The sequence below is a fragment of the Actinomadura sp. KC06 genome (assembly GCF_004348735.1).
Classification (GTDB): Bacteria; Actinomycetota; Actinomycetes; order Streptosporangiales; family Streptosporangiaceae; genus Spirillospora.
Genome location: NZ_SMKT01000064.1, coordinates 18,698 through 45,243 on the forward strand (window position 1 = coordinate 18,698; position 26,546 = coordinate 45,243).

Consider the following 26,546-nt stretch of genomic DNA (forward strand, 5'->3'; position numbering starts at 1 on the left):
CTCACTCCTCATCCATGGTGTCGACGCCCTCGAGCCAGGCTCGATCAACGGATCGGTCCTTGAGCATGCTCAGGGTCGAACGTAGGTAGTTGGACAGGACCTCGCGCGGCATTATCACGAGCTGCTCGGCGTACCAGAGCGGCAGCGGCTTCATCTGCGGGTTGTCGTTCAGTGTCAGGTGAGCGGTGATGCTGGCCAGCCTGTCGAGGGCCTCGGAGTCCCACTGCCCCGGAGCACCGACGGTCTCGATCTTCCAGATCGGAGTTCGGAGGCCCACCTGGATGTGGAAGCCGATGAGCCCGTGGTCCGCGACCGTCCGAGGCTCGAAGCGCTTCATCTGGCGCCCCAGCGCTTCGTAGTAGTACGCGGCCGTCCGATGCCCTGCGCGCAGGGCAGCACGGAGGAAGCGGAGAACACCGGCCCGCCGGAGATGCACCCACTCGCTTTGCACGAGGTCCAGCGCTTCGCTGCTGATCGCCTCGGGGGAACCCGCCGGTCCCTTCTCACGGAGCGCGTTCAAGACGGCGGCGTTGAGGTCGCGGCGTGACTGTAGCGAGACGAGGAACGGACCGTTCGGGTCGTTCGGGTAGATGGACGGCAGGAACCGCTGCCAAAACCCCTCCATCACCTCGATCAGCTCGCGCCACTCCGCCTCGACGTCGGGCTCGGCGAGGCTGAGACTCTGCTCGGCACGCGGGACAAGGAGTGGGATGTCGACGAAGATGACATCCGGTTTCGTGTCCGAATCCAGCAGGTCCGTCAGGAGCTGGTAGACGAGGATGTACTCCTTCCATGCGAGTCGCTCGGACGCGTCCAGGAAGTTCATGTCGTTGATGTCGACGCGGCTGTCCTGGAAGCCCTCCGTCACCCGGTTGCCGGACACGACGATGTCGTGGCGGAGCGCCGCGGCTCCATAGAGGACGCCGCCCAGAGCGGGCATGCTCCGGCTCTTGGAGGAAACTCCGACGGCGTGAACACGATCGAACCGGCGCGTCTCGATGCTGCGGATGATGCCGCCACGCACGAAGAGCGGGGCCTTCGAGTCGATGTACCGCATCTTGTTGGCGATCTTCCCGACGGTGCCGGGAAGCCGCAGACTCATTGCCGCGGCGAGTGCGCGAGCCAGCTCGATGCTCTTCATGTGGTCGTCTCCTCTGAGGCGAGCAGGTCCCCAAGCTCACGGAGGTACGGGTGCATCCCGCGCTGCTCGAGAAACCGGACGAGAGCCCCACGATCGCTCGATGCCGACGCGTCGGAGGCCGCGAGCCCCTGATGCGTGAGCTCCTCGAGGGCTCGACCGACGTCGTTCGCGCTCAGGTCCACGCCAAGGAGCGCCCCGGCTCGCGATCGCAGGAGCTCCGCTGTTTGCGGTCCGCTGGCCGCAAGGAGCAGCGCAACGGAGACGAGCACCCCTTCGCCGACTGCCTCGGCCTTCGGCGGGCTCGACGGCTGCCGCGCGTTCTCCCTGGCATCCGCCGTGACTGACGGAGACCACGACAAGAGGTGCCCAAGCAGGCTCTGGCGATGCTCCTCGTCGGTCAGCGCCGTGTAGGTAAGCAGCTGGAGCGCAGAGAAGAACACCGGACCCGCGGTGTTGGTCGCCTGGTACCGGAGGAGCACGGGCTTGCTTCGGGCGTCCACGGCGAGCACGCCTGCGCCGAGCGCCGTGTCGAAGAAGTGGTCCGACCGGACCTTCACCACTCCGCCAAGGACCTCCTCGAGCGCACCGTCGGTGATGCGAGCAGCCGACTCCGCGGTGCGGCGGCCGGCTCCCAGCTGGACCGGCGTCTCGAAGTAGCGGCCGAGGTCCAGATCCGCGTACGGCGGCACAACGATGACGGCGACCCGCGCCCGCGCGAGCGCGGACGATAGCTTGCGCATGTCGACGAGGCGCTCGGCATCCAGCAGCCCACCGACGACGACAAGCGGAGGCCCCGACGGATCAGCCAGGAGCCGATCCATGGGAACGCTCTCGACCTCTGCCGTCTGCGAGATGACGCCGACCTCGAACAGGTCAGCCTGTGCTTCGACGATGCGCGCTTTCATCGGAGTTCCAGCTTCGAGCGGATGAGCTTCATCTCCTTGAGTTCCCGAATCGCGTCGGCGTGGTCCGGGTGCTGGTCTTCGTCGTAGGAACCGGCCTCCAGGCCGCCGGAAATGTCGACCCACAGACCGAAGTGGACCTCCCTGCCAGCGCCCTCGAAGAAGCCCGCGCCCTCCTGGGAGACCTCGCCGTTGAACGCCTCGTAGCGCGCCTTCGTGGCCCCGAAGGTCGCAGCCGGCGTCGGCTCCGCTTTGGCCGGCTTCCCGTTCGACTTCAGGACCCGGTTGAGCGCGCGCAGTTCCCTCTGCCGGATCACCTCCCGAAGTCCCGTCTTGAGCTCGTCGAGTTTCTCTGTGACCTGCTGCGGCAGCCCCTGGACTGCTTGCGCGGTCGCGACCACCTCGGTCTCCAGGCTCTTCAGGAGCTCGGTCACCGCCACTTGGTCGATCAGCGATTGCACCTGCTGCGTCAGGCCCCCCTCCACGAGGCCGCGGAACTTCTGGACCTCGAGCTTGAGCGGGTTGAGCGAGTCCTGCACCGACTGCGGAGCATCAGCCGTGAAGCCGCCCAGCGACTGCCACGCGGAGGCGGCGGCCTTGTAGTCCCTGACCGCCATCGCCCACTGCTCATGAAGCTTCTTGAACTGTGCGAAGAAGCTACCGGCCCGCTCCTTGTTGATCAGGTCCTTCAGCGCGTCCATGCGCTTCCACGCGTGCTCGTACTGCGAGTTGACCAGGTACTGGTCGATCATCAGCATGTACGACGCGACCGGGATCGTCGCCAGCCGCGTCCGCGTGCCTGCCGCAGCGGGCCCTTTCACCGCGTTCTCGAGCTCGGACTTGATGGCTTTGAGCGGCAGCGTGACCGGGGCGACAGGGAACGGGTGACCCTCGGCCTCATCGAGCGTGGCCGCCTCGCCCAGCAGATCGTCGATCTCCTCGATCATCTCGTCCCGAGTCTCCAGGAACGTCTTCTTCAGCCACGCCAGGAAGGCGACGCGCTCCCACAGCGAGAGCGTCGAATAGCGGGTCTCGTACGACAGGATTCGCGCCGGCGAGCAGTCAAAGTCGAGCCTCGTCTCTCCGATCTCAAGCGGGCACACCCCGAGGATGCGCTCCTCGATGTCGAGGACCTGAGCGACGACCGTCTTCAGCGATTCCTCGGTCAGGCTGTCGATGTCGGCGGTCAGGTGATCCGAGCTCACCTGCTGGATCCTTTCTTCCGCCGTCACCAGCTGCTGCTTGGCTGTGGGGTAGATGTTGTGCAGCAGAATGCCGGCCTGGGTGGAGAACAGGTCGGTGAGCTTCTTGATCGAGTCCTTGCACTCCCCCTCGAGCCAGGTCGACACCGACTGGCGGCGGCTCTCGAGCATCGTCCGGTCGACGGCCTTGTAGAGGTCGTTCTTCTTGCGGACGAGCCCAATGCCGATGAGCACCTCGAGGATCTGCTCGAGCTGCTGCGGTGCCTTCATCTCACTGTCGGGCACCGCGAAGAAGAAGCTGTTGGCCAGCTTGCTCACCGCCGACTGTGCCTTGAGCTCTTGGAGGAGCGCGAAGAAGCACCGCGGCACCTTAGGAAGCAGGCTGCCGTCGGTCGTCAGCACGCCGAGGAGGTCGCCGTACTTCCACGCGGCCGGTGCATTGATGTTCTTCTTCGCCGCCTGCCGGCAGTTTTCGAACTCCACGTTGTTCAGGGGTCCGCCAGCCGTGTCGACGACTGCATCGAGCGAGCAGTCCTTCGCCAACATGGAGCGGTAGCCCTTCGCAAAATCGGCCGTGTTGCCGGTCTTGCGGCTCCAGATGGGCGCGAGGAGGTAGCCGGTCTTGCGGAGGCCGTTGGCCCACTCCCGGCTCTTCGCTTGCCACTCGTCGCGGTAGGACCCCTCGAGCCCTTTCGCGACTTTGCTCAGGCGTGCCTCGTGGGCCTTGTAGGCGGAACCCCGGCCCGAGTACTTGATCAGGAACTCCTCCTCCTGCGACACGAGGCGCCGCGTCAGGACGCAGCGGCGAAGGGCCGGCGACGCATCGAGCTGCTGCTCGAACGAGGCCACGTCCGCGCTTGCCGGGAACAGGACGAGGATCGGGTGGACCCGCTCGATGCCGATGTAGGCGCGTAGCTTGTCGAGGGTCTCCTGCGCGTCCAGGCAGTACACGATCGTGCACCGACCATCCGGCGTGACCCGAAGCCCATCGAGCGACGGCGAGCCGAACGCGGAGGTGAACGCCTTGTGCGGGACGTCCTTGAGCCCCGAGACCTGTCTGGTCTCGTCGTCCTTGAGATGGTCGTCGAGGAGCTTCGCGAGGCCGAGACAGATCGCCGTCCCGCGCTTAGCCTTCGTCTGGCTGACGTCGCGGACGTACTGGTCGAGGGGAGCCTCGTGCTTGCCGTTCTTGAAGAAGCGAACGCTTTCGGCCGCCGAAACCAGGAGCTTGTTGAACTCGCGCCACAACCGGAATGACATCCCAACAAACCGAGTACCGTCGACCCGGTACTCGGGTTTCGTAAAGATGCGGTGGAGCGACTCGGCCGCGAACTCGATACCCTCGCGCGGGTAGAGCGCCGCGAGCTGCTCGCCCCACTGCTCGAGCTCGGTGTAGACGACGAAGTCACCAGCCGCGCCCGGGGCTCGCCCGACCGCAACGGAGAAGGCACGCAAGGCCTCGAGCAGTCCGACGACGGACACCTCACAGGTCGGGGTGAAGTACGTGTCTGTCTTCCCTTCCTTCGCCTTGAAGCCGAACTCGGGGCGGGTCAGCTCGTTCGCGAGCGCGCGCTCGTCGATGTGAACCTGGAAGAGCTCCGCGAAGGCGTGGCCCCGGCCGGCGACCTCGTGAGCGAGCAGCGCATCAGCCATCTCCTCGGTCAACGCCGCCTCGGCCGCTCCGCCCACCGGAGCCGGCAGCTGGCCGTACACGAGCCGCTCCACCTCCTGCTTGGGTACCCCGTTCACTTTGCCGAGCAGGGGCAGAACGGCGTCGTCGTTGAATATGTGCTTGGCCCGGGCATCGGTCTTGGCGAAGTCTTTCAGGAGCTCCCACGCACTCGTCGAGCCGTCGCCGCGCTCCATGTGCCGGGCGTGCGTCTCGTGAATGGACGCCATGATCACGTTCAGCCAGCCGAAGTTCCGGTTGGCCGAAAGGAACGCGCCCTCGAGCGTACCCACCGGGTACTCGACGACGTGCTGGGCGACCTGGTTTTCCTTGATGTGGTGGACGTAGCTCTGCACGTCGGTCAGTTGGTTCGGCTCGATCGTGACCGAGTTCGCTCGGCGCAGGTTCGGACCGATGTGGATCTGGTCGCGCATGCCCACGCTGCACAGCAGCAGGAAGTTCACGTCCGGATGCTGGTTTCGCCAGTTCTCATGCTTGATGACCTCCGAGACCATCAGGAGGTACTCGTCGTCGACCCTGGTCTGCGTGTCCTCACGCAGGCCCCGCTTCAGGTCACCGGGCGTCTCGACCTCGTCGACGATGATCCAGAGGTGGTTCAGGCCGGCATCACGCAAGACCTTCTTCGCATCGCGGAGCCGGTCCTCGAACGCTCGGATGTCGTCGTCGACGAGCGAGAGCGCCTTCAGGTTCACACCCTTGGCCTGCATCGCCGCCTTGAGGTCCTCGTAGAGGTCCCGCGGCCCGCCAGCCGCGGGGTCGGCGCGCAACGTGTGCCGCAGGGCTTCGACCGCCAGACGAGCCACCCACGTCGCGGCGTCGAGCGCGTCGTCGCACACGGTGCTGTAGCGGATGTAGAGCGGCAGGATCCCATCCTGCAGCGCCGGCTCGAGCACACGCGGCTTCTGATCTGGCTGATGGAAGGGCAGGATGATGTGCTCGTTCTTGTTGAGCAGCCAACTGTCGACGCGGCCCGTCGCTTCCGCGATGAGCTCGTAGCCCAGCCGCGTCTTGCCCAGACCCCAGTCGCCGAAAGCGATGAAGAAGCCGGCGATGTCGTTCGCGGCACCGTCCCAGAAGGACCGGCGGAACTGGTGGAGTGCGTTGAACACCTGGTTCTGGCCCACCATGGAGAAAGAAGGCGGATAGAGCGCCACCCCCTTGGCGGCCCACGGCTTGGTAATGGTCATCGATCTGCTCCCTGCATCTCGCTGGACGAACCCGCGGGGGTCTGCGCCTCGGCGACGGCGTTCGTGGTCTTGGGGATGGGCGTGAACTCGATCCGAACGCGGCGTGAACCGGACTCGCCGAACAGCCCTCGTCCCATGCGGGGCTGTCCTGAGTGGCGGTCGAGCACCCGCAGCTGGTCGTGGTACATCGCTGTCCGGATGTAGCTGTCGAGGATGGCGGCTCGATCCTCGTTCGGCACCTGAAGGAGCTCGCCGAAGCGCTCGCCGAGCTGACTCACGATGAGAAAGCCCTCGGCGTCCGAGCAATCGCGAAGCGCCCGCGCGAACGCCTCGTCATCGGTGAGCCGTACAGGCACGGCTCCCTCGAATCCGAGCTCGACGAGGTTCTCCACCGCCAGCGCATCGGCGAGTCCACCGGCGCCCAGTCTCCAGGTCGAGGGACCACCATCGAAGGCTCGGATGTGGAAGAACACGGCCAGGGCCTTCTTGAGCGCGGTCGGGAGGTCGTTCGTCGAGGGTGTTCCACCCTGGACGCCCTCCCACACGACCGCCGTGGTTTCGCCCAGAACCGAAAGGTCAGCGCGCCAACACGGCCCGAGGGCCAGCTCGGCGTTGTCGCGCAGCAGCATGTTGAAGCCGTCGCAGTTGCGCTGTGCGATCTCAAGGACATCGCCCTCGGGCGACGTGAGCGACAACGCGCCCGTAGGGATACCGCCTGGTGCCTCGACTCCCAGCTGCCAGTCCGCAAGGCAAAGCCCGATCACCAAGCGCGTGCGAGGGTCACGTCGAAGCAGCTGCTTCGCGAGGGCGCGAGCCCAGTCGACGTCAGTGTCCGCCTCGCGATACGCCTTCCCAAGCGCGACGCCCTCCGCGGTGGCCCGGAGGCCCTTGTCGACCCGTTCGAAGAGGCTGATCCCGTTGATGCGGTAACGGGCGCCGCTGCGCTCCATCCCATACGTGTTGATGACGCCGTCGGTCCCCTTGCCGCGCGGCGCCCCGCCCTTGAACTCCATCGTGGGAGCGATGTCGAAGACCACGCGCTCGAGATCGGCCCGTGAATAGACGTGGCCTGGCTCGGCACGAGCCGCCGCCTCCGGGTACTCCTGGAAGCGAGCCGCCTCGCTCCATAGAAACAGCTTGGGGAGCGCGATGCGCACCAACAGCGTGTTCATGCCTGTCCTCCGTGGAGAGCCGCCAGGAACTGCGACAGGCGAACGCGGTAGGGCTTTTCGCCCCGGTTCTGCAGGTGTCCCGGATGAGCCTTGATCTTGGATTGGTAGTCGTCGGTCATACGCAGCACGTCGCCGTCGCGCTCGAACACCCCGAGCAGCTCGAGGTTCTTCAGCAACACGTGGACGGCGCTCGCCCAGAGTGAATCCTGGATGCTGGCCCCCACCGGCCAGTAGCCGACCTGCTCGAGCATCGAGCGAACGTGGCGCCACAGAGGGCCCCGCCCGGCGCCGTCGAGCTCGAGATGCGCCACACCCCCACCGACGTGGATCAGCGCCGCCACATCGCCCGCCAGGCCGGCGAACAGGCGGTGAACCTCGAACTGAAGGAGCGCCGCCGCGACGGGGTGATGGAGGAGGCGCTCTGCGGCGGCCTCGCGACCGAGTGTGGCGGCAGGCTCCCACTCGCCGTGGCGACAGAGCGGTAGGCCGGCGACGACGTAGCTCCGGGCCATCACGTCGGTGCGCTCCATTTCGCCGATCAGCACCTGGCCGTCGTCGGCCACGAGCAGCTCCACGGTGCTGAGGAGCAACGGGCGCTTCCAGCTTCGACGGAGCTGCGTGCTGAGCGGCCCCTCCGACGACTTCGACGCCGCGTCGGCGCTCCAGGACTGCTGCTCCGAGAGGAACTCGGGCTCTCGAATCAGGTCCCCGATCACCTTCGGCGGAAGCTGAGCGAACAGGTCCAGTCGCTCCGAGGCCGCCACGTCGCGCGGTTCGCGGAAGGGCACGCTCAGGTAGGCGTGCGTCTTCTGATCACCGCCGTGGGGCTGCGTCAGGTGCCAACGTCCGAACCGTGCCCAGACGTACTCCTCGAGCTCCGGAATCGGCTCCGGGGCGTGTCGCCGGAGGTGCTCGCCCATGAAGCGGGCCGCGAGCCGGGTGGTGAACGCGGACGGGTCCGCTTCTCCGTCGATGAGGTGAAGGAAGAGCGGGGTGGCCACGTGTGCCTCGGGGCGCCGCGCCAGCAGGGAGTCGAGCCAGTCGCTCAGGTGCGCCTCATGCAGGCCGAGGTCTTCCAGATCACCCGGCGTGAGCTCGCCGAGGGCGGCGAGATGCGCGAGCAGTCGGCGATTGCGGTCGAGGGGTGAGACCTGCTTCGCCTTCGTCGATGTCTTGGCCTTCGAGCCCTTCGGCGCGTCAGGCTTGTCGTGAACCGGCGGGGGATCGTCGCCCGGTCGGTAGAGGCGAAGGCGCGCCCAGTCGTCGTCGACGCGGAAGAGGAGGTCGTGCTCTGGCGTCGCGCTGTAGTGGACGCGACTGCGGAAGTTAGTCGTGTACTTCTCGATTTGGCACTGAACGGTGATCGGTTTGAAGAGCGGATAGTTCGCTGCGAACCAGCTTGTGATCTCGTCCCGGGAGTGCTCCTCGCCGTCGGCGAACGTCTCGGCGACGAAGCGCTCGAGCAGCTCGTTGCAGCTCTCGTCGTAGATCTTGCCGGCCCTGGCCCGCTTCATCGCCCACGTGAGAACCTCACGCGCCGGCTCGTGGGTTTCCTCGGTAGGCAGGAGCGGTCGCAACAGCTCCCACGCGTCAGCGTGGACGGGAAAGTTGGTGCCGTTCGGCTGCCGGAGGATCATCAGGTTGGCCAGCCCCTTCCTGGCCGCGATGGTGGTCTTGAGAAGCGGGTTGCCGAGGAACCGCTTCTCGATCGCGAGCACGACGCGGGGCTTGGTCGTGGCTCCGCTGCTCGGATCCGCCCAGAATCCTGCATCGTCGCCATCGGACTTCCGATCCGCGACGCCCTCCACGACACGAGCCTGGGCGTAGATGCCCGCGTGCTTGCCCGACATCCAGAGCAGGACGATGTCGCCGACGTGGATGCGGTCCTTGTATCGGTTGGTCAGGAACTGCATCCGGTCAAGTTGCTGGAGGGCCTCGAGGATCCGGTAGAACGTGGGATTGGCCTGGAAGATCCAGACCCTTGATTCCTTCACGTCGGGCACGGCAGCGACCTCGGCCGAGGTGACCTCAGTGATGGCGCCTTCGACGAGCTCGAACATCTCCGTGTCACCTCGAAGAAACGTGCGTCCGGCGTCATGTTTCGATGCAGCGAAAACCACGGCGTCTTGCGATCGTCACTCACGGCGAACTCGTCCGAATGGAACTCCGCCAGCGCCGCCCACACCTCGTCCCGGTAGTGGAAGCTCGCCGCGGCTGGCTGCGCATCCAATCGAATGCCAGGTCGACCTTGCGAGGCCTCATGCGACACCTCCCTCCGACGCCCGCAGCGCGAGCTCCTCGACCATGCGCTTCTGCAGCTCCTTGCCGGGCCGGAACACGGTGCGCAGGCGTGCCGCCATCAGTGACGACTGGTAGTCGTCGTCGAGCACCAGGAGCTCGTCCTGGTGGCGCAGGATTCGAAGCTCGAGGAGGTTCCGGAGCAGGTTGCCCACGAGATCGTCGGAGACTCGGCCGTCGACGAGGCCGAAGGGGACGTAGCCCTGCACGCGAACGAGGTCGCCGAGCAGCTCGGCCATGCGGCCGACCCCGCGGGAGCCCACTAGCGCAGAGACGTCGTGCAGGCCACCAGACGCGGGCACGTAGAGTTCCACGGTGGGCATCGTCGACGCTGGTGAGCGCCAGGCGCAGATGCCCAGGTGGATCACCGCGGCGTAGAACGGGTGCTTCACCACGGCATCACGGAGATGCTCGAGGAGCACTTCGTTGAGCGGCGCGTCCTCATCGAACATGCGCTGGCCACGGGCATCGGTGATCGGGGCGCCGCTCAGCACGCCGAAGCGCTGCGTGTTCCACGGCTGCGGCATAGAGGCGCTGCCAAGGCCGAAGCCGTCCTCTCGATTGAGCGGCAGCGGACGCAGCACCGCAGCGGTCCCGACAGCGACGGGCATCGCCACACAGGCGGGGCCGAAGCGCCGCAGCGCGAACTCGAAGAGTCCTTTCGGACGCGCGGAGTGTCCGAGTGTGTAGCTGTCCCAGGCGGCGAACGGCCGCGAGCGCTCGGGGAGGTCGGCCATACGAGCCTCGAACTCCGCCGGCGCGAAATCGACCAGACGCTTGCCGCCCTCCAAAGGCCCAAGGAAGGCGTTGAGCTCGGCCAGTAGCGGTGCGAGCTCGTCTTTCGTCCACTCCTCTAGCTCCACGGTCATCCCCGTGCGGCCGGCATCGACCAGCCCTTCGACGAGGATGCTGAGCAGGTAGGCGCGGTACTCGGGAACCGCGAAGCACAGACGGCGGCCGGCCTGCTGCGCGTCGCACTCGACGAGATGCACGAAGGGCGGCGTCAGATGCCAGGCCACCGGACGACCGTGCTTGTCCTGAACCACCTCGAGGGCGCCTGCGTTTTCGAACACCGAGACCCACGGCCCAGCGCCGAGGTCCTCGGCCTCGTAGGCGGACAGCTCGCCCCACTGGGCAAGATGCTCGAAGAGCGCGACCGCGTCGTTCGGGCCGGGGGGGAGACTCATGCCGCAGCCTCCATGACGAGTTGACAGGCCGCTCGCGCGCTCTCGGCCGTAGCCCAGCGGCGGAAGTTCGTCGCCGCCTTACGGGAGCGCAGGATGACCCGCTGCTCCGCCTTCTTCGGATCCTTCCTGATGCTCCAGTCCCAGCCCGACCATCCGTTAGCGGCGTACTGCTCACCGCAGGGAGCCAGTCGCCAGTCGGAAAGCCGGAGCACCTCAAGATCGCAGATCATCTCGGACGGCGTCTGGTAGCGGGCGACACGGTCAGGCGACACCGCCTTGTTAACGATGCGCGCCAGGCTCTTGGGCACGTACGGCTGCATCCGTCCGAAGGAGATCACGCCCTGGCCGGACGCGGCCCGAGCCAGTGCACGGTCGACCACCTGCTGCCTGTCGAAATCATCGACGCCACCGCCCGACGCCATTGCCAGGTCGCGAAGCTCCATCCTCGCCTCGCGGTCCACGTAGGCGTCGTCGTTGTACGGCAGGGCGCCATGCACCATCTCGAAGAGCACCAGGCCTACCTGGTAGAGGTCCGACCGCACGTCATAGCGACTCGGCGTCCCCCACCCCTCGGTCGGCACGTAGAGCGCGCTGTGGCGCGAGGCGCTCACGCTCGCACTCGCATGAGCGAGTCGGGCGACCGAGCCGAAGTCCGTGATCTTCGGCCAGGTGCGCCCGTGTCGCTGCGAGATCAGCACGTTCGCCGGCTTGATGTCCCGATGAACGAGGAGCGCCTGGTGAAGCTGCGCGAGCCCGCGGAGTATGCCGATCGCCGCGCAGACGGCCTCCATCAGCGGGAGCGGCCCGCCGCTCAGCCGCGAGAGGATGCTGCCGCCGTCGACATACTCCATGGCAACGAGGACGAAGTCGTTGCCGAGGCGCTGCGCGTCGTGGACACTCACGAGGTTGCTTCCGTTACCCTCTGAGCTGGTCGCCTCCACGAGCGGGCGCGGCTCCGCGAAGAGGTCGCCGCTCGGATCGGGGTAGAGGACCTTCAGGAACACCGGCAGGTCGAGGGGTACATGACGCGCACGGAAGGCGTACGCGTTCGCGCCCTCGGTGTTCTCCGCCTCGAACGTGTACTTCCCGGTCGCAGCGATGAGCTGCTGAACGTCCTGAAGAGTAGTGCTCATTCGTCGAGCCCCCACCACGCGACGAGCACCGCGTCTCGCCAGGTCTTCGGCTTGAAGTCCGCGCCGCCGTTCAACACTGCCTCGGGCGAAGCAGACGCGATGGAGGCGAGTCGCTTCTCCTGTGCGCGGAGAGACTGCGGCGCGACAAGGTCGACGGCCAACTCGAGCTCAGCGCCCACCAGCTGGACGATCCCTTCCGCCTTGACGCGCGAGGCCAACGGCCCTCGGAACTGTGAGGAGCCAGCCTGCAGAACGCAGATGCGCTCGACTCCCTGCTCGGCCAGGAAGGTCGAGAGCAGCCGACGAAGGCTCAGCAGCGCGTGCCCCTCGCATGCGTCAGCGGGCAGCTTCTGTGACGTAGACAGAAGCGGCAGAATTCGGGGTAGGGCCCGCGTGCCATCCAGGAGCGCCCACTTGAAGTCGGTTGAGCTGGGAGCGATGCCGAGGACCCTCATGCGTCGTCCTCCGCCAGCTCCGGGATGTCGTCCGCGGTAGGTGGCTTGAGCGTTCCGGCGAGGATCGCCTGCACGTCGAGGGTGCCCTCGATCAGCGCTTCGACGTCGGCCTTGGCCTGGTCGACCAGGTCGACCGCGGTCTGCAACAAGGTCGTGCGCCTGAGTTCCCGCGCTCCCAGGCTTTTGCGGGTCCCCGGCTTCGCCCCAGGGATCCAGATCTGCGGCAACACAGACTCCTCGATGGCCGGATAGGCCGAGCCCGTGTTGCACCGCATCAGCTGAGCCGTGGAAGCCGGGTGGCGCAGTACCGCCAACAGGAAGAACGCGTCCGTCTTGCTGACGGCCCGCACAACTGCGAAGCCGGTCGTAGCGACCGCACCATCGAGCGAGTCCGGTACGAGTCCTACCGCACCCCGGTTCGGCCTGACGGTCGAGGCGAGCACGTCGAAGCCACGAAGGAGCTTGCGCGCGCGGCTCGGTGCGTTCTCGACCGGTACTTCGGAGTGGGACACGTGGCCCGTCATGGAGTCGACGTTGGAGATCTCGATGTAGCGGAACGTGCTCTGGCCGTGGGCTCCCGGTGACCACCGGTCCGAGGAGAGACTCGCGACCTTGCCGAGTTCAACGAAAGCAGGATTCCGGCGCAGCCATTCGGTGAGCGTGATGAAGTGGCGCTGGTGGTACCAAGTATCCAGCCGCGAGTCATCGATCTCCGCGGGCGCGACGATCGTAGTGAGCGACGAGAGCGCGTCATACGGACAGCCCTCATAGAGGGTTGCTAGTTCCGTGCCGAGTTTCTCATGCTCTCGAGAGGCGGCAGCGCGACAGCGCTCCGCCAACCGAAGCTGGCCAGCGATGTGTTCCTGCACTTTGATGTCAGGGCGGGGAATCGCGAAAGCGCGAACCATCGACGGAGGAAGCTCGAGGAGACGCGTGCTTCCCGTCGTACCCCATTCGGACCATGCTTTCCCGTACGCGCTGTTGAGGAACGCTGCCAGGTACCCTGGGCGAAGCTGACCGCGCTTCAGTCGGATAATCGTCACATGATTGTCGACGGTGTGTGGCGACTCCGGTGGCAGACTAATGTCATCAATTAGATCGGCGCGTCCGATCGTACCGATCCCAGACGACGTAAGCACCACATCGTCCGGACGAAGCAGCTTCGCGGCAGGACAGTCGGACAGGAACAGCTCAGGCTTTGCGAAGCCGTATCCCGTGATCTCTTTGGCCTTGAGAACTGCAACGTTGTTCTCAGACTCCTGACCGCCGCCAGCGCCACGGGATAGCAGCGAACAAACCCCAGGATCGCCAAGCCTGACAGTGCCACTTTTGAAAGAATGACATCGCTGTACCCGCTCGATAACCCAAGGTTTGAATGGGCGAGTGTCGAGTCGCTCATCAACCTGGTCGGGTGGTACCCAAACATACTGCGGCGAATTCGGCGACCCCATCACCCCTCCCTCGGGCCGAGCGCATACTGCGCTGCGATGTCAACGAGTTGGTTCCCCATCGGGTCAGGCAGTTCGCTCCGTCCACGCTGCAGGTACCCGACGTGCTCTGCAGCTGCAAAGAAGATCGGTCCCTGCTTTTCGGCGGAGTGACGCTTCTTTTGAATGTAGAGGAAGCTCGTCTTGACGTCGGTGCCTGCAAGGGAAAACGTACGCTCGGGCAGACCAACGACAGCACGAACGATTGCTTTACCACCGATGAACTCGTTCGTCTCGGGGTCCTTCGCGCCCATCAAGTACTCTCGGATGTACGCGTCCCTGGAGTTTGAGAGCAGCCCATCGGGAACGACGATGATCAGTCGGCCCCCTGGCTTCAGCAGCTGGAGGTTGCGGTCGATGAACAGCGAGGCCGGGTCGGCCTTGGCTAGCTCCTTCCGCTTCGCCCGGTTCCCGTGGGTCCAAGACCAGCCGAGCTCGAGGCCACGCTCCTCGTCGCGCATGCGCGCCAGCCCGCGGGGATCGTCGTACTTGCCGGAGCCGAACGGTGGATTAGTCAGGATGACGTCGAACTTGCCGATGAGCCGATCGAGATGCGGGTCGACCAGCGAGTCGTCGACCTTCAGCAGTTGGCTGTGGTCCTCGCCGTACAGCAGCATGTTGATGCGAGCCTTCTGGATCGAACCCCCGGACTGGTCGGCGCCGAAGAAGCTGTGACGCTTCATGTGGCCGAGCCACTGCAGCTTGTCGTCGTCGGAATGACCGACGTGCCGGTCGTCGAGCACGCGCCGCTTCACCTCGCGCAGCGCGCCGATGGGGAAGCGCCCGGTACCGCAACAGATGTCGCCGACGAGGAAGGCGGGGAGCGCGGCTTCCTCGCCGGTTTGGGGATCCCAGCGCTCGCGTTGCCCGTCGTCGCCTCGACGTGCCCAGAGGTCCTCGTCGGGGATGTCGTGGAAGACCATGCGGGCCATGCACTCCACGACCTGGCTGGGCGTCAGGTAGGTGGCGAGCCCTTCGTCACTCGCGTACTTGCCACGTAGGAACACGTCGAAGGCCCAGCCCAGCAAGTCTTCGTGGATGAGGTGCGCCCGCATCTCGCGGACCTTCTCGCCGTTGCCGAGGAGCTCACGGTCGGGCACGGAGAGCCGGATGGGCTTGCCCTCACGATCGCGAAGCTCGAGGGCCTCGATAGCGAGGGCGAGGACCTCCGGGTTCTCGAGACGCAGCGGCTCGTCGTACGAGAAGATCGTGTGCACCTCGCCGGTGATGTCGGTCGCCTTGTACTGCGGGAGGTTGTTGACCTCGCGGAAGGCGTCCTTGAGCTGGATGACGGCGTCCTTCTTGTGCTCCCGCACGTGGTCGGCCGAGAAGATGTCAGCGAACCGTTTGCCCTTTGCGGCGCCGCTCGTGAGCACGTAGCCGAGCGCCTGCTCGAGGTGGACCTTGAGGAAGAGCAACTTGCCGAGTTCGTCGATGGCGGCATTGGTGGGCTTGACGCCGCCGCGCGAGTAGATGGCCTCGTGCAGCTGATCGAACTTGCGCTGAATCGCCCGAAAGTCGCCACGGTGGTATTCGGCCGAGAGCTCCTGCACGAGCCGGGTGCGGGACTCGGAGATCGGCCGGGCGACGGCCTTCCACTCGTCCCGGGCCGGCAGCGCCGAGACTTGCGCGTCCTTCTCGACATCGAAGATGAAGTCGTTCTCGCCGTCCCACACCCAGACGAAGCGAAACGGCTTACCGGCCACGGCGCCGAGGCCGGCCTTGAACTTCGCGTCGTCCTGCACGGCAGGCCGCGAGGCATCGCCGGGCTCGCCGCTGGCGAAGAGGATGACGGGCTCGTCCTCGTCGAGCGCGACGACCTCGGCAGTCGCCGACATGGTTCCGTCACCGAGCGGATCGAAGAGCGCGAAGTCGTCCTTGATCTGCTGGTAGCCGAGCTGCGAGAGCTTCTCTCGCGCGCCATCGCGGAGCGCGTCTGTGGTGTTCTTCCTCTTGGCCATGGGTCCTCTCGCTACCGTCGCCGGTTGAAAATGTTGGTGCCCGCCACGACGAACTGCTCGGTGAGGAGCTCGCGCACCTTGTGCTCTGGCAAGCCGGTTTCGTTCGCTACCGCCCGCACCGCGCTTGCCAGCGGAACACCGCGGCGGCCGTCGAAGAACTTCTCGACGGCCTTTCGTACGCGGCTGTCGTCGGTGATCGCCGTTCCCCGCGCCGCCCACATCTCGTCACCTGTCCGCTCGATCGTCGGGTCGAGTCTCATCAGCAAAAGGGCCCGCTCGGCGCCTCCCACGTCCGTGAGCTCGGGGAAGGCCTCCGCAACGCGCTCGGGCGTCGCGGGACCGCGGTCGATCAGGAAGTCGCGGATCTTCGAGGTGATTGGGCCGGTCATGCTTCCTCCTTGAGCGGAAGGCGCAGTTGGGAGTCGGTCGCCTGGTCCCGCGAAGTGACCGTGCCCTGGCTGTAGCGGAAGCTCCAACGCCGCAGGACGCTCGCGGCGACGTCCGAGGGCAGCACGTCGCCGCCAGTCACGCGCATGACCTCCTCGAACAGCGCGCGTCCGCAGGTCCCCTTGAGGATCACCCGAGGCTCGAAGCGAGAGCTGACATAGCGGTGCCGGAGGCTGGTCTGGCGGATCGCACCCTCCTCAAACAGCTGCGCCCAATGCGCGGCCTCGAGGTAGCAGTGGACGTCGCGAAGGTTCTTGAATCCGACCTTGCGCTGAAGCCACGTAGGTTGTCTTCGCCGAGCAAGACCATCTCGACCATGCGGTTCAGCAGGGGCAGTTGCGTGGCATGCAGTGCGTCCCCGAGTGACGAAATCTTGCCTCCCGGTGCGACGACAAAGCGCGGCGCCGACCCGGGTGTCTGCCTGAGCACCTCGCGCCCGCACGAGGCGACTCCAGCCCATGGGAGAGCTCAAGGTGGTCGCCACCGCGTTCACGACATCGCCTCCCGGAGATAGTCGTCGGCAGCTTCGACGAGCGAGGCCCGCGCCAGCAACGCCTCGCGGCGACGTTGCATCGCTCGGGTGAGCCGGGTCTCGAAGTCCTCTCGCCAGACTTGACCCAGCACTGGGACGAGCAACTCGTCGAGGTCGCGCTTGTTGACGAAGCGCTGCACGGACCCGGACGAGAGCAGCCGGAGCTGCGTGCGAATGAGGGGATGGGCGAGCGCGACGGCGAAGACGCGGGGGGTCTCGTGGAAGCGGAGGGCGGTGAAGGTGGCGCTCCCGAGGAGCGGCTGCTCCTCGCGTCCGAGCTCCTCGTCGAGGTAAGCGACCTGGTCGCCCGAGCCCGTCGTGCACATCAGGACATCGCCCACCTCGAGCCGCTGCCGCATGCGAGAGGACAGGTCGGAGAGGGGCCGAACCTCACCGCCCTCGATGAGGAAGGTGCTCTCGTTCACGTCGTCGGCCTGAACGGCGAGGACCTCCTCGTCATCGGCGAGACCCCGAAGGCTGGTGCTAGCGGGCTTCGCCAGTTGGAGCAGCGACCGCAAAGCCGACGCTGCTGCCGAAGAATGGCGGAACACGCGCCCGCGGTTGAACGGGACATCCCACCGGTCTGCCAGCTGCGATCGGAGAACCTCGATGGTGCTGCTGGGGGGCTTGACCCTGCAGACGCGGTGGTCGATCTCGGTGTGGATCGCCGTCACCACCGCGTTGAACTCGGCGCGGGCGCTCGCGGTCAGGTCGACGGCCTGCTGGTACTGCAGTCCGAGCGACTCCTGCAGGCTGCGCGGGGGCAGCGGGATCGGGAGGCGCGCGATGTCCGCGAGGCGAAGGCGCGGCAGCGCCGACGAGTCACCGCGGTACGCGAGGTCACGCAGGATCCGGTTCAGCGTGGGCGTGCATAACACGGCGGCCAGGTACTCGGGCAAGACCGCCGGCCGGGGCCGGATGATGGTTAGCTCCGACGACACGGCGAGCTCTGCGGGCATCCCCGACTGGACCGCGGCCGCGCGAAACGGCTGGGCTGCACGCGTGAACAGGACGTCGTTCTCCTGGACATTGATCCACTTGGCGGCGGTGCCGTCGACGTGGGTCATGCCGCTCAAGTCCAGCTCGCAGGGCCGCACGTTGTTCAAGCGGAGCATCCGCATCCCCGATGCAGCCGAAGGCAGTCGAGCCCCGTCGTGGATGGACTCGACGATGTCCTCGAGGCGAACGTGTCGACTGCCCTCCGAGCTCATCGTCGACCGCACCAACTCGCGCCCGAGGTAGAAGGCCGGGTCGAGGCGAACGTACCGCTTGCCGAGCTCGGCGCGGGAGAGCGTGGCTACGCGCATGCGGCCACCTCCCGTTCGAGGAAGTCGTCGAGCTTCGACCGCGCCGCGCCGATGTCGCCGCTGAGATCGTGTGCCTCCACGTCGACCATGAGGATCGGGTAGTCGTCGGCGGGCGCTGGCTTACGGAGCATCACGACGGAGCACTTCACCCCCGTGCCGCGAAAGCAGGTTCCGGCAGGCAGGCTGACGACCGCTAGCAGACGTGCGTGTTCGAGCAGCCACTCGCGGAAGTCCGCATGCCCGGCGCTCGAGAGCAGGCCTTCGGGCAAGACGGTGACGAGGAGAGCGCCATCGGCCATCGCCGCAAGCACGTGCTCGATGAACACCAGCTCTGCAGGCACGCGGCTGCGTGTCTTGCCTCCGCGCTTCGACAGCTCGAATCGGCCCAGCTGGGCTCCGCTTAGCTGGAGGCCAAACGGCGGTACGACGATCACGCCGTCGTAGGACCCGTTGAGGTCCGACTCCAGGAAATCAGCGAACACGCGCTCGACGCTCGGAAGCAGGCGCTCCAGCAACGGCTCGAGCAGGCGAAGCTCGGCCGGAAGAAAGATCGTGCCCTCCGCGCCGAAGAGCGCGGCGATCTCCGCCCCCGCTCCGCCCGAGACCAGGAGACGACGAGCGCCGAGCTGATGTGCGCGCACCAAGGGCGCCACGCTCTCGGTCAGCCCGGTGAACTGGCCCTTGTCGGAAAGCAGTGAGGACAGCGCGACGACGAGACAGACCAACTCATCGGGTGCGTTCGGGCGGAGTCGAAAGCCGGCCAGGAGCGCAGCCGCGGTACGGAGCGGTTCGACGGCGACCGACTCGTCACCGCCGAGACGCGAGACGGGCACGCTGCCCGTGGGGCGGACGAGGTCCGGCCCGAACACCTCATCGCCATCCAGGCGAGCGACCATCTGCGCGACACCCAGCTTCGCCACATCACGGTGATGGGCGGCCGCGCGAATCAACTGCCCCCAGGCGCCGAGGACTCCTGGCGACGGGAAATGGCTGCGGTCGGCGACGGGCAGTGCCCGCACGGGGACAAGCCCCTCCTGCTCGCGAGCGTAGAACGACGGATAGCTACCGCCGTCAACAATTACGAATGCGTAGCCCTCGCCCGCGAGGAGCTCGAGGTAGCGGTTGGACACATCACCGCGCTTGGGGCGAAGCAGCACACCACGCTCGCCGCCGAGCACGAACTCCCCAGCGAGCGCCAGTCGTCCGATCACTGGCTGCACGGCGTCGGTGACGTCGATCCCGAGGCTGCTGAGATAGGTGTTCGCGTCCAAGACCATCTCTCTGTCACGCACTCACGCGCCCATTAACACTCGAAGAGTAGCAGGACAGGAAGTGCCGTCAAGATATATCACGCGCTCACGTTCCCAATAACTCGCCTCGCCATAGCGTCTGGGCGTCTTCGGACTTCAAGCCGCCGCCCAGGCCGCTCCTGTCCCGGGACAGGTACCGACCGGGGTCGGCGACCGGCGTTCGCTGCGCGCTCACGTGAGGAGGGCGTCAACGATCGGGATGATGTACGCCAGCGGCTTACCCGACCCCGGCCCAGTGATCAGCATGTACGTGGCTGTCTGTGCCGAAAAGTTCGTCCGTGCAGGCTAAGCGGCACGTTCCTACTCGTTGCGGATTCCGCCCAAACGTTGCCGTCTTCGGACGTTCAGGTGGGCGATCTGGTCTGGTTCAGTGATCGGTGCAGGCAGCGGCTTCAGCAGGCGTGCGTTTGGCGATGCCCTGATGAGGCCGATGCTCGTTGTAGAAGGTCTCGAAGTCGCGGAGGCGTGAAGCAGGTGCCGCTTGTTCCAGGCAGACTCTGCAGACCAGCGCTGATCGTCAGAATCCGAAGCCCTTGAGGACGGCCCCCGATGACTGCCATCGACGACTTCGAGGCGTTCACACTAGAACTGGATGAGTGGATGCCCTATCCCATGGGGCGCGCCAGGTCTGCCGCACCAATCCATGACCGCGAAAGACACCTACAGACAAAAGGTGACATGGCCACCTGGCTTGAACGTGCTTTATGCGGACAAAAGGGCAAGCCATCCTCCAATCATGGCCGACGATCGTCAGAAATCAACCACTCTCGGCAAATCGGAAGTCAGAAACAAACCGCCGCGACTGCAGCCGCAAAGAGTCCGCAATACCTCTTCTGCAATTGGATTAGCAGGCAGCGGGTCAGGCAACGTTGATCACCATCGCTCCATGGCGTATCAACAGCAAGGGGTAGATGGTGACAGAGCAGGTCAGCGGGCAGGAGGCCGTAATCGCCTCCTACACTCCCGCCGAGAACCCGCCAGGCTGGCGGCGGGTAGCCGGTGAAGTGCGCATGGTGATCGCCGCCGCGTCGCCGTTCACTCGATATTCGGCGGGGGAGTTGTTGGGAGTGTTGTCCCAACTGGCGCTCTTCGCCGATGCTGAGGGACAACCGATACGAGCCGACCTGTGGCTCACCCGCGAGTAGATCGAACGCTTCATCTTGGTGGGATGCGCGCACCTAGGCGAGTCTTCCCGGGCCAATTACCGGTCGAAGCTGCTGCGGTTGCGTGAGACGGCACTGGGCGGGGATTGCGCCACCGGCACGCCTGCTCGCCTATCCGGTTCGCCGGCCTCTTGCCCTTACACCCGCGCGGAACAGGTGGCGCTATGGACGTGGGCCTCCGGTCAGCCCACGGACGAGCTCCGCGACGGCCTGGCGGTCCTGATCAGCCTCGGGCTCGGCTGTGGTCTGGGCTCCAGTGAGATCATTCCATTGCGAGCGGGTGATGTGAGCGTCGGGGGTTCTGAAGAGCATGATCACCCGACTGTGGTCGCGGTGCGCGGCAGGCGCTCGCGATTGGTGGTGTGCCGCCGCCCGTGGGAGTCGATCTTGGCCGACCTGGCCGCCCGCACGGAAGCTCGAGACGCTTACCTGTTCCGGCCTGGGGCCACCAGGCGCGGCGGCAACCTGGTCACCAACTTCCTGTCTCGCGCCCATCCGACCTCACGAACACCCGTGCTCAAGACGAGCCGACTACGTGCCACCTGGCTGGCAGCACTGATTGAAGCCGGACTGCCGCTGACGGTCATCGTGTCCGCGGCGGGGTTGGAGACGCTGCATGGTTTGTCCCGCCTCATGCCGCACATCGGCCGCGTGGAGGCCTCGCAGGCGGCGCGGTTGCTGCGAGACACCCCCTGACAGTCTCACCCGCGGGTCCCGACATGGGGCACGGCTGTCCCCACAACTCATGGGATGCATATGCAGTTCCCATTACCGGACTTCCTTGATGACACATACTTCTATCGGGCGAACAGGACAAACTCGGCAGAGACATGGCTCCGGCGACACAGATGGAGTTATGGGTAATTTGTCCATTTCAGAGCAGTATCAGATGACAGCGACGGGCGAGTCAGACAGTGAGATAAGACATGCCGATCATGCCGTGAGCTGGGAAACTGTCCGGGGCTGTCTCGATAGGAAACATCTCGGCCGAATAATGCACCCAGAGATCGCCGGAAACGGTAGGTTTCTGCCTCATGAGCCAGCTGCGATTTCGGACAGTGGCAGCCGACCCAGAGCGGGCCCTGAACGAGCTTCAGGCCAGAGAGACCGAGACGGCGCAGATGCTGGCCGACATCCGCCAACAGATCAAGCTCGTCAAGCGCGTCCTGGACGCCCAGCGGGGCTGGGCGGAGACCTTCGGCAGCGACCCCGACCCGGACGACGATCGTCCGCACACGGCCCAGCCGCCCAGCACTGCCCGGGGAACCAATGGCTCCCAAGCGCCCGAGAGCGACCACGACCGCGGGAGCGAAGAGACCATCCGCGACCAGGTGCCGTCGGTGAACGTAGTCGGCATCACTCCTGCGCCTCGCCGCGTCCAGGTTCTTCGCCTGCTCGGCCAGGACCCGTCCTCGTGGTGGAAGGTCCGGGATGTCGCCGAGGCCTTGGAGATCGACAACCAGAAGAGCCTGCGGGTCCTGCTCGGTCAGCTCGCCCAGAAGGGCCAACTGATCAAGACATCCGACGCCTGGTTTCGGTACAACGACGGCTCGTCGGTTCCCGAGCCCAGGACGGCGACTCCCAGCACTACCAATCAGGGGGCAGCAATGTAGACCGCGGCGCGGCCTGTAACCAGGACGCCCAAGAGATGGCCGTCGCCGAGATGCACCTCGGCGACGGCCGGTGACTCGACCCACCCGTTTGCCGGCGGCTCTGTCACGCTTTGAACATACCGTCACGCGCCTTGGTGCGGCGGTAGGTTTCGCGCATTTCGCTTCGCCGTCGGCCCTGGCACGCCCGCTCCTCCCAGGGGCAGGAAAGGCGCCGATGCTCATCGCTTTGCTAGCTCTGGCCCTCCGTACATGGGCTTTCCGTACTTGGCTTCAGTTCGCCCTGCTCGGGCCACAGACGCCGATCAAGATATTTCTCAAGGTTGGCGACGGTCATCAGGTCCGGCCAGACCGTCCCTGCCAACACATTGGCGATCGTCTGCCGGTTCACGCCGCTCGCGCGCGCCAGGCGGTTCGCGCTCAGCCGCCGACCTGCCATGGCCTCAGCCAGCCGCCGCGCGACCGACTGCGCAACCGCTGCCGCGTGGTGGTCGACCAGGACGGCGTGCGGCCACTGGCCTATCTGGACGAAGTCGCGAGGACGCCGAGCACGCGAGTCGTCACGTACCACGCCCGTACTCCTTCCCGCTTCTTGAACGCATCGGGGTGCGCCGGTGAATGAGGGTGGGATGCCACCTCCGGGGGTCTACTCCTGGGAGGTGCTGATGCGGCAGAAGATCAATACCTACGAGCCGGTGGGGAACCATCCGGAGTGGCCCCGAGTGGCCAGCCCTGTCCGCGTCACGGTGGCGGCCTCCGAGCCACAGACCAGCCAGAAGATCTCCGAGTTGATGAGCGCTCTGACCCGACTGGCGCTGTTCGTCGAGGCGGAGAACACCAGACGAGCCGAGGAGGCAGAGCAGGCCCGCAAAGCCCACGAAGCGAAGCAGGGCGCAAGGCTCAGCAACGCCGCGCGACCAGGTCAGGCCAGCAAGCGCGGTAAGCCCAACCCGGCCGAGTGGCTGTCGATCGACACGATCGACCGGTTCATCCGCTACGGCCTGCCCGGCGCAACCACCGGAACACGCGACTCCTACCGGCGGCGGCTGATGCGGTTGCGCACCAGCGTCATCGGCGGCAAGGACGGCAAGCGACTCAAGCTGTCCGACACCACCGTCCACCGGCCCTACTCCTGGGCTGAGCAGAAGGAGATGTGGTCCTGGGCGCACAATCAGCCCACCAGACCCCGGGAGGCCGCCTGCAAAGTCCTGCTGTGCCTGGGCTTGGGCTGCGGCCTGGAGTCGGCAGAAATCACCCAGGTGCGGGTGCACGACGTGCGTGTGGTCGGCACCGGCGCTGTTGTCGTGCACGTACGCGGGCCCCGCCAACGTGCCGTGAAGTGCCGCAGGGCATGGGAGCCACACTTGGCCGAACTGGTGGCCAATCTGTCGGCACAAGCAACCTGGCTGTTCCAGCCGAACGTGGAACGCCGCAACACCAGCCTGGTCAGCAACCTTGTGTCCCGTGCCCGCAAAGCCCCCGATGCACCCCCGGTCAGAGCTTCCCGGCTGCGCGCCACCTGGCTTACCGACCTCATCGACAGCCGCGTCGCCCTCGATGTCATCGCCAGCGTCGCCGGCCTGGACTCCCTCGACGCGCTGTCACCGCTGATGCCCTTCATCGCCCGCACCGACGCAGCCGAAGCGGAGCGGCAACTACGGGGCTTGGAGCCGTGACGGTGATCCACAAGGTGACCGACACAGCGACCGACGCCGCACCTGACGCAACTGGCAACGGGCCCCAGCAGCAGCCTGTCGACGCCGCATTCCACACGAGGGACCACGGATGGAACAGGATCCGGGAGGACCGAGTCGAGTTCAGCGACCTGAGAGTCCGACGCGCTGCCGAATTCGTCGACGCCAGCGGCATCGCCGACGAGCTCCAAGCCATGATCGCCAAAACGACAGGGCGCCCCCGCCTCTGCACCGTCCAGGGCCTGCTGGTCGGCATGACCCTGTGCTCGCGCCGGAACGCCAACGGGGCCGTGTTCTTCAATCAGGTCGCCGACATCCTGCACTGGGCGATCCCCGAAGACTGGCGACGCCGATTCAAACTGCTTGAGCGGCCCGACAACCTCGACGGGTTCGAGGCCGCCTACGCGGTTGTCCTTCGCCTGTTCCGCGCCATCGTCGCGGGCCTGGATCCCTCTCCCTTGCCCAAGAACAAGCGCCTGACCGTTACCCAGGCCAAGGCACACTTCGCAGGCGCGGACCCTCACCTGCTGCAGGAGCACCGCCATGCCCTCACCCGCATCAGCAACCGCATCCTGCAGGCCTCGCTCGCAGCCGTGGAGCAGCACCTGGCAACCCTTTGGGACGGCTCGGTCGGCATCGACGCGACCCCTATCGAAACCTTCGCTCGAGGCGTATCGGCCAAGAAGGACTTCACCTCCACCGACCCGGACGCCGCCTACTACGTCCGTGAAGGCGACCACCGCGATCCCGACCTGACGCCATCGAAGCCACGCCCCCGCGGCCGCCGCAGGACCACGAACAAACTGCTGTGGGGTTACGACGCCACCCTGGCCGTCGCCCGCAACCCCCACCACGATCCTCAGCCCATGCCGGGCGGATGCGGCGACCCCGAAGCCCTTCCAGCCCTCACCATGGGCTTTATCCTCGACAAACCCGGACACAGCCCTGACGGCAATGGCATCGCTGTACTCAACGACATCCGTCACCGAGGCCACCCCGCCGGAGACCTCGCCGCCGACGCCGCCTACAACAACTCTGTAGCCGAAGACTGGCAGATCCCTCTGCGCAGGCTCGGCTACCGGCCCACCTACGACTACCGCATCGACCAGCTCGGAAAGATCGACAGCATCCACGGCGCCAACCTGGTCGAAGGAACCTGGTACTGCGGGTCGATGCCCGACAACCTCGTCAACGCCACTATGGACCTCCGCCGCAACCTCGACGATCCCAAAGCGATCGACCAGGAGACCTGGCGCACCCGCATCGAGGCACGAGCCCGATACGCCTTGGCCCCCAAGGGCAAGCCCAACGACAACGGCCGGCAGCGGTACATGTGCCCTGCCACAGCCGGCCGCGTGCAATGCCCGCTCAAGGACTCCAGCCTCGGCACCGACACCCGCCTGCCCCTGGTCGACCCCATCCCCAGCCCAGTGGGACCGCCCAAGATCTGCGAGCAGACCAGCATTAGCATCGCCATCGGCGATGGTGCCAAGCACTGGCAGCCGCGCGCCTACGGCAGCCCGGAATGGCAAAAGGTCTACGGACGGCTTCGCAACACCGTCGAAGGCATGAACGGCTACGCCAAGGCCGACGCCCATGAAGGCATCGAACACGGTGGCAACCGCCGCATCCGTGGCATCGCTGCCCAAACCCTCCTGCTGGCCTTTCAGCTGGCGCACGTCAACGAGCGCAAGATCAACGCCTGGCTCGCCGCGCTTCCCGGGCCCGACGGCAGACCCCACCGTCGAGCTCGATACAAGACACCCAAACCGCTCGGCACCTGGACACCTACGGGGCATACCAATCCGCCTGCAGCCTGAGCCCGCAGCGGTTACAACGCAGCCGCACCACCACAAACCGGACCCAAGGTCCGAGCAACTCTCCTGCGCGCCCGCCCCTTCGGTCGCTGCAGTCACAGGAGACTGGCCTCCGTAACGACGAAGACCCCGGAGCTTGATGCTCCGGGGTTTGTTCCGTCACTGTGGGGCAACGACTTTCGTCTGTACCCCTTCGTGGGCGAGGAGGGATTTGAACCCTCACATCCTTTCGGACACACGGACCTGAACCGTGCGCGTCTGCCGTTCCGCCACCCGCCCTAGGGTGCGCACCCGGTTCCGGGTGCCTGAAAAGGCTAGCACGCAGCCGGGAGTGGTTAGGTATCCAGATACGCCAGGCGAACCTTCGCACCGATACGATCGTCTACCAGTGGGGAAGGGAGGTGCCCGTGGGCGTCATTCAGCGCTTCGAGCGACGGCTCGAGGGCATGGTCGAAGGGGCCTTCGCCCGTGCCTTCAAGTCTGAGCTGCAGCCGGTCGAGGTGGCCAGTGCTGTGCAGCGCGAGATGGACGATCGGGCGGCGATCGTGGCGCAGGGCCGCACGCTCGTTCCGAACGACTTCGTCGTCGAGATCTCTCAGCAGGACGGGCAGCGGCTCCAGGTGTACGCCGACAGCCTGAGCCAGGAGCTGGCGAACCTCGCGCGCGAGTACGCGAAGGAGCAGGGGTACTCCTTCGTGGGGCCGGTGCGCGTGCGGTTCGAGAACGCGGGCGATCTCGCCACGGGCATGTTCCGCATCAGGTCCGGGGTGATCCGGGGGTCGACGGTGGAGGGCGGTGAGATCCGCCAGCCGGTGAGCGACGTCCCGCAGGGGGCGCGCGGGGGGGTGTTC

At 66.1% G+C, this 26,546-nt stretch carries 21 protein-coding genes and 1 tRNA gene; 6 read left to right on the forward strand and 16 right to left on the reverse strand.

Annotated elements, in window-relative coordinates; genetic code table 11:
- Position 1: 1 nt before the first annotated feature.
- The 14 genes from E1287_RS21125 to E1287_RS21190 all read right to left on the reverse strand — a co-directional run bounded on the left by E1287_RS21125 (position 2) and on the right by E1287_RS21190 (position 19,372).
- Entirely contained in the window at positions 2 to 1,141 is a 1,140-nt protein-coding gene (locus tag E1287_RS21125; RefSeq protein WP_131966773.1) for a hypothetical protein, read from the reverse strand.
- On the reverse strand, positions 1,138 to 2,046 hold the full coding sequence (locus tag E1287_RS21130; RefSeq protein WP_131966774.1) for a hypothetical protein: 909 nt from the start codon (positions 2,044 to 2,046) through the stop codon (positions 1,138 to 1,140). The genes E1287_RS21125 and E1287_RS21130 overlap by 4 nt, the downstream gene beginning before the upstream one ends.
- Positions 2,043 to 6,122: a hypothetical protein gene (locus E1287_RS21135; RefSeq protein WP_131966775.1), complete on the reverse strand. Its 4,080-nt coding sequence runs from the start codon at positions 6,120 to 6,122 to the stop codon at positions 2,043 to 2,045. The genes E1287_RS21130 and E1287_RS21135 overlap by 4 nt, the downstream gene beginning before the upstream one ends.
- Positions 6,119 to 7,294, reverse strand: a complete 1,176-nt coding sequence (locus tag E1287_RS21140) for a hypothetical protein (protein WP_131966776.1) — start codon at positions 7,292 to 7,294, stop codon at positions 6,119 to 6,121. The genes E1287_RS21135 and E1287_RS21140 overlap by 4 nt, the downstream gene beginning before the upstream one ends.
- Positions 7,291 to 9,354 carry an EVE domain-containing protein gene (locus E1287_RS21145; RefSeq protein WP_131966777.1) on the reverse strand — a complete coding sequence of 688 codons (2,064 nt, stop codon included), beginning with the start codon at positions 9,352 to 9,354 and terminating at the stop codon, positions 7,291 to 7,293. The genes E1287_RS21140 and E1287_RS21145 overlap by 4 nt, the downstream gene beginning before the upstream one ends.
- A gap of 198 nt (positions 9,355 to 9,552) precedes the next feature.
- Positions 9,553 to 10,779 (reverse strand): hypothetical protein, encoded by a 1,227-nt coding sequence (locus E1287_RS21150; RefSeq protein ID WP_131966778.1) that lies wholly within the window; start codon positions 10,777 to 10,779, stop codon positions 9,553 to 9,555.
- The gene (locus tag E1287_RS21155; protein WP_131966779.1) at positions 10,776 to 11,912 is read right to left on the reverse strand and encodes a serine/threonine-protein kinase; all 1,137 of its coding nucleotides are present in this window, start codon (positions 11,910 to 11,912) and stop codon (positions 10,776 to 10,778) included. The genes E1287_RS21150 and E1287_RS21155 overlap by 4 nt, the downstream gene beginning before the upstream one ends.
- Positions 11,909 to 12,367 carry a hypothetical protein gene (locus tag E1287_RS21160; RefSeq protein ID WP_131966780.1) on the reverse strand — a complete coding sequence of 153 codons (459 nt, stop codon included), beginning with the start codon at positions 12,365 to 12,367 and terminating at the stop codon, positions 11,909 to 11,911. Before E1287_RS21160 ends, E1287_RS21155 begins: the two co-directional genes overlap by 4 nt.
- Entirely contained in the window at positions 12,364 to 13,818 is a 1,455-nt protein-coding gene (locus tag E1287_RS21165) for a restriction endonuclease subunit S (protein WP_131966781.1), read from the reverse strand. Before E1287_RS21165 ends, E1287_RS21160 begins: the two co-directional genes overlap by 4 nt.
- Positions 13,818 to 15,815, reverse strand: a complete 1,998-nt coding sequence (locus tag E1287_RS21170) for an N-6 DNA methylase (protein ID WP_131966782.1) — start codon at positions 15,813 to 15,815, stop codon at positions 13,818 to 13,820. The genes E1287_RS21165 and E1287_RS21170 overlap by 1 nt, the downstream gene beginning before the upstream one ends.
- Before the next feature lie 11 nt (positions 15,816 to 15,826).
- Entirely contained in the window at positions 15,827 to 16,204 is a 378-nt protein-coding gene (locus tag E1287_RS21175; protein ID WP_131966783.1) for a hypothetical protein, read from the reverse strand.
- Positions 16,201 to 16,395, reverse strand: coding sequence for a hypothetical protein (locus tag E1287_RS21180; RefSeq protein ID WP_131966784.1), 195 nt, complete (start codon positions 16,393 to 16,395; stop codon positions 16,201 to 16,203). The genes E1287_RS21175 and E1287_RS21180 overlap by 4 nt, the downstream gene beginning before the upstream one ends.
- 356 nt (positions 16,396 to 16,751) lie before the next feature.
- Complete coding sequence (locus tag E1287_RS21185) at positions 16,752 to 18,101, reverse strand: hypothetical protein (protein ID WP_131966785.1); 1,350 nt, start codon at positions 18,099 to 18,101, stop codon at positions 16,752 to 16,754.
- Positions 18,092 to 19,372, reverse strand: a complete 1,281-nt coding sequence (locus E1287_RS21190) for an N-6 DNA methylase (protein ID WP_165969119.1) — start codon at positions 19,370 to 19,372, stop codon at positions 18,092 to 18,094. Before E1287_RS21190 ends, E1287_RS21185 begins: the two co-directional genes overlap by 10 nt.
- Positions 19,373 to 20,322: 950 nt before the next feature.
- Here E1287_RS21190 and E1287_RS44800 point away from each other — a divergent pair.
- From E1287_RS44800 to E1287_RS21200, 3 genes are all read left to right on the forward strand, one after another.
- Positions 20,323 to 20,556 carry a hypothetical protein gene (locus tag E1287_RS44800; RefSeq protein ID WP_207934352.1) on the forward strand — a complete coding sequence of 78 codons (234 nt, stop codon included), beginning with the start codon at positions 20,323 to 20,325 and terminating at the stop codon, positions 20,554 to 20,556.
- A 78-nt stretch (positions 20,557 to 20,634) separates the two neighbouring features.
- On the forward strand, positions 20,635 to 21,270 hold the full coding sequence (locus E1287_RS21195; protein WP_207934353.1) for a hypothetical protein: 636 nt from the start codon (positions 20,635 to 20,637) through the stop codon (positions 21,268 to 21,270).
- A gap of 338 nt (positions 21,271 to 21,608) precedes the next feature.
- Positions 21,609 to 22,187 carry a hypothetical protein gene (locus E1287_RS21200; protein WP_131966787.1) on the forward strand — a complete coding sequence of 193 codons (579 nt, stop codon included), beginning with the start codon at positions 21,609 to 21,611 and terminating at the stop codon, positions 22,185 to 22,187.
- A 229-nt stretch (positions 22,188 to 22,416) separates the two neighbouring features.
- On the opposite strand, the gene E1287_RS21205 is transcribed toward E1287_RS21200, so the two are convergent.
- Entirely contained in the window at positions 22,417 to 22,755 is a 339-nt protein-coding gene (locus E1287_RS21205) for a helix-turn-helix transcriptional regulator (RefSeq protein WP_207934354.1), read from the reverse strand.
- A gap of 94 nt (positions 22,756 to 22,849) precedes the next feature.
- Between E1287_RS21205 and E1287_RS21210 the strand changes: the two genes are divergently transcribed.
- Positions 22,850 to 23,860 carry a tyrosine-type recombinase/integrase gene (locus E1287_RS21210; protein ID WP_165969120.1) on the forward strand — a complete coding sequence of 337 codons (1,011 nt, stop codon included), beginning with the start codon at positions 22,850 to 22,852 and terminating at the stop codon, positions 23,858 to 23,860.
- Complete coding sequence (locus E1287_RS21215; protein ID WP_131966789.1) at positions 23,857 to 25,698, forward strand: hypothetical protein; 1,842 nt, start codon at positions 23,857 to 23,859, stop codon at positions 25,696 to 25,698. The genes E1287_RS21210 and E1287_RS21215 overlap by 4 nt, the downstream gene beginning before the upstream one ends.
- Positions 25,699 to 25,891: 193 nt before the next feature.
- On the opposite strand, the gene E1287_RS21220 is transcribed toward E1287_RS21215, so the two are convergent.
- Positions 25,892 to 25,974: transfer RNA gene (locus tag E1287_RS21220), tRNA-Leu, on the reverse strand.
- Between the two features lie 128 nt (positions 25,975 to 26,102).
- Between E1287_RS21220 and E1287_RS21225 the strand changes: the two genes are divergently transcribed.
- On the forward strand, positions 26,103 to 26,546 hold a 444-nt coding region (locus E1287_RS21225), incomplete at its 3' end, for a DUF3662 domain-containing protein (RefSeq protein ID WP_131966790.1).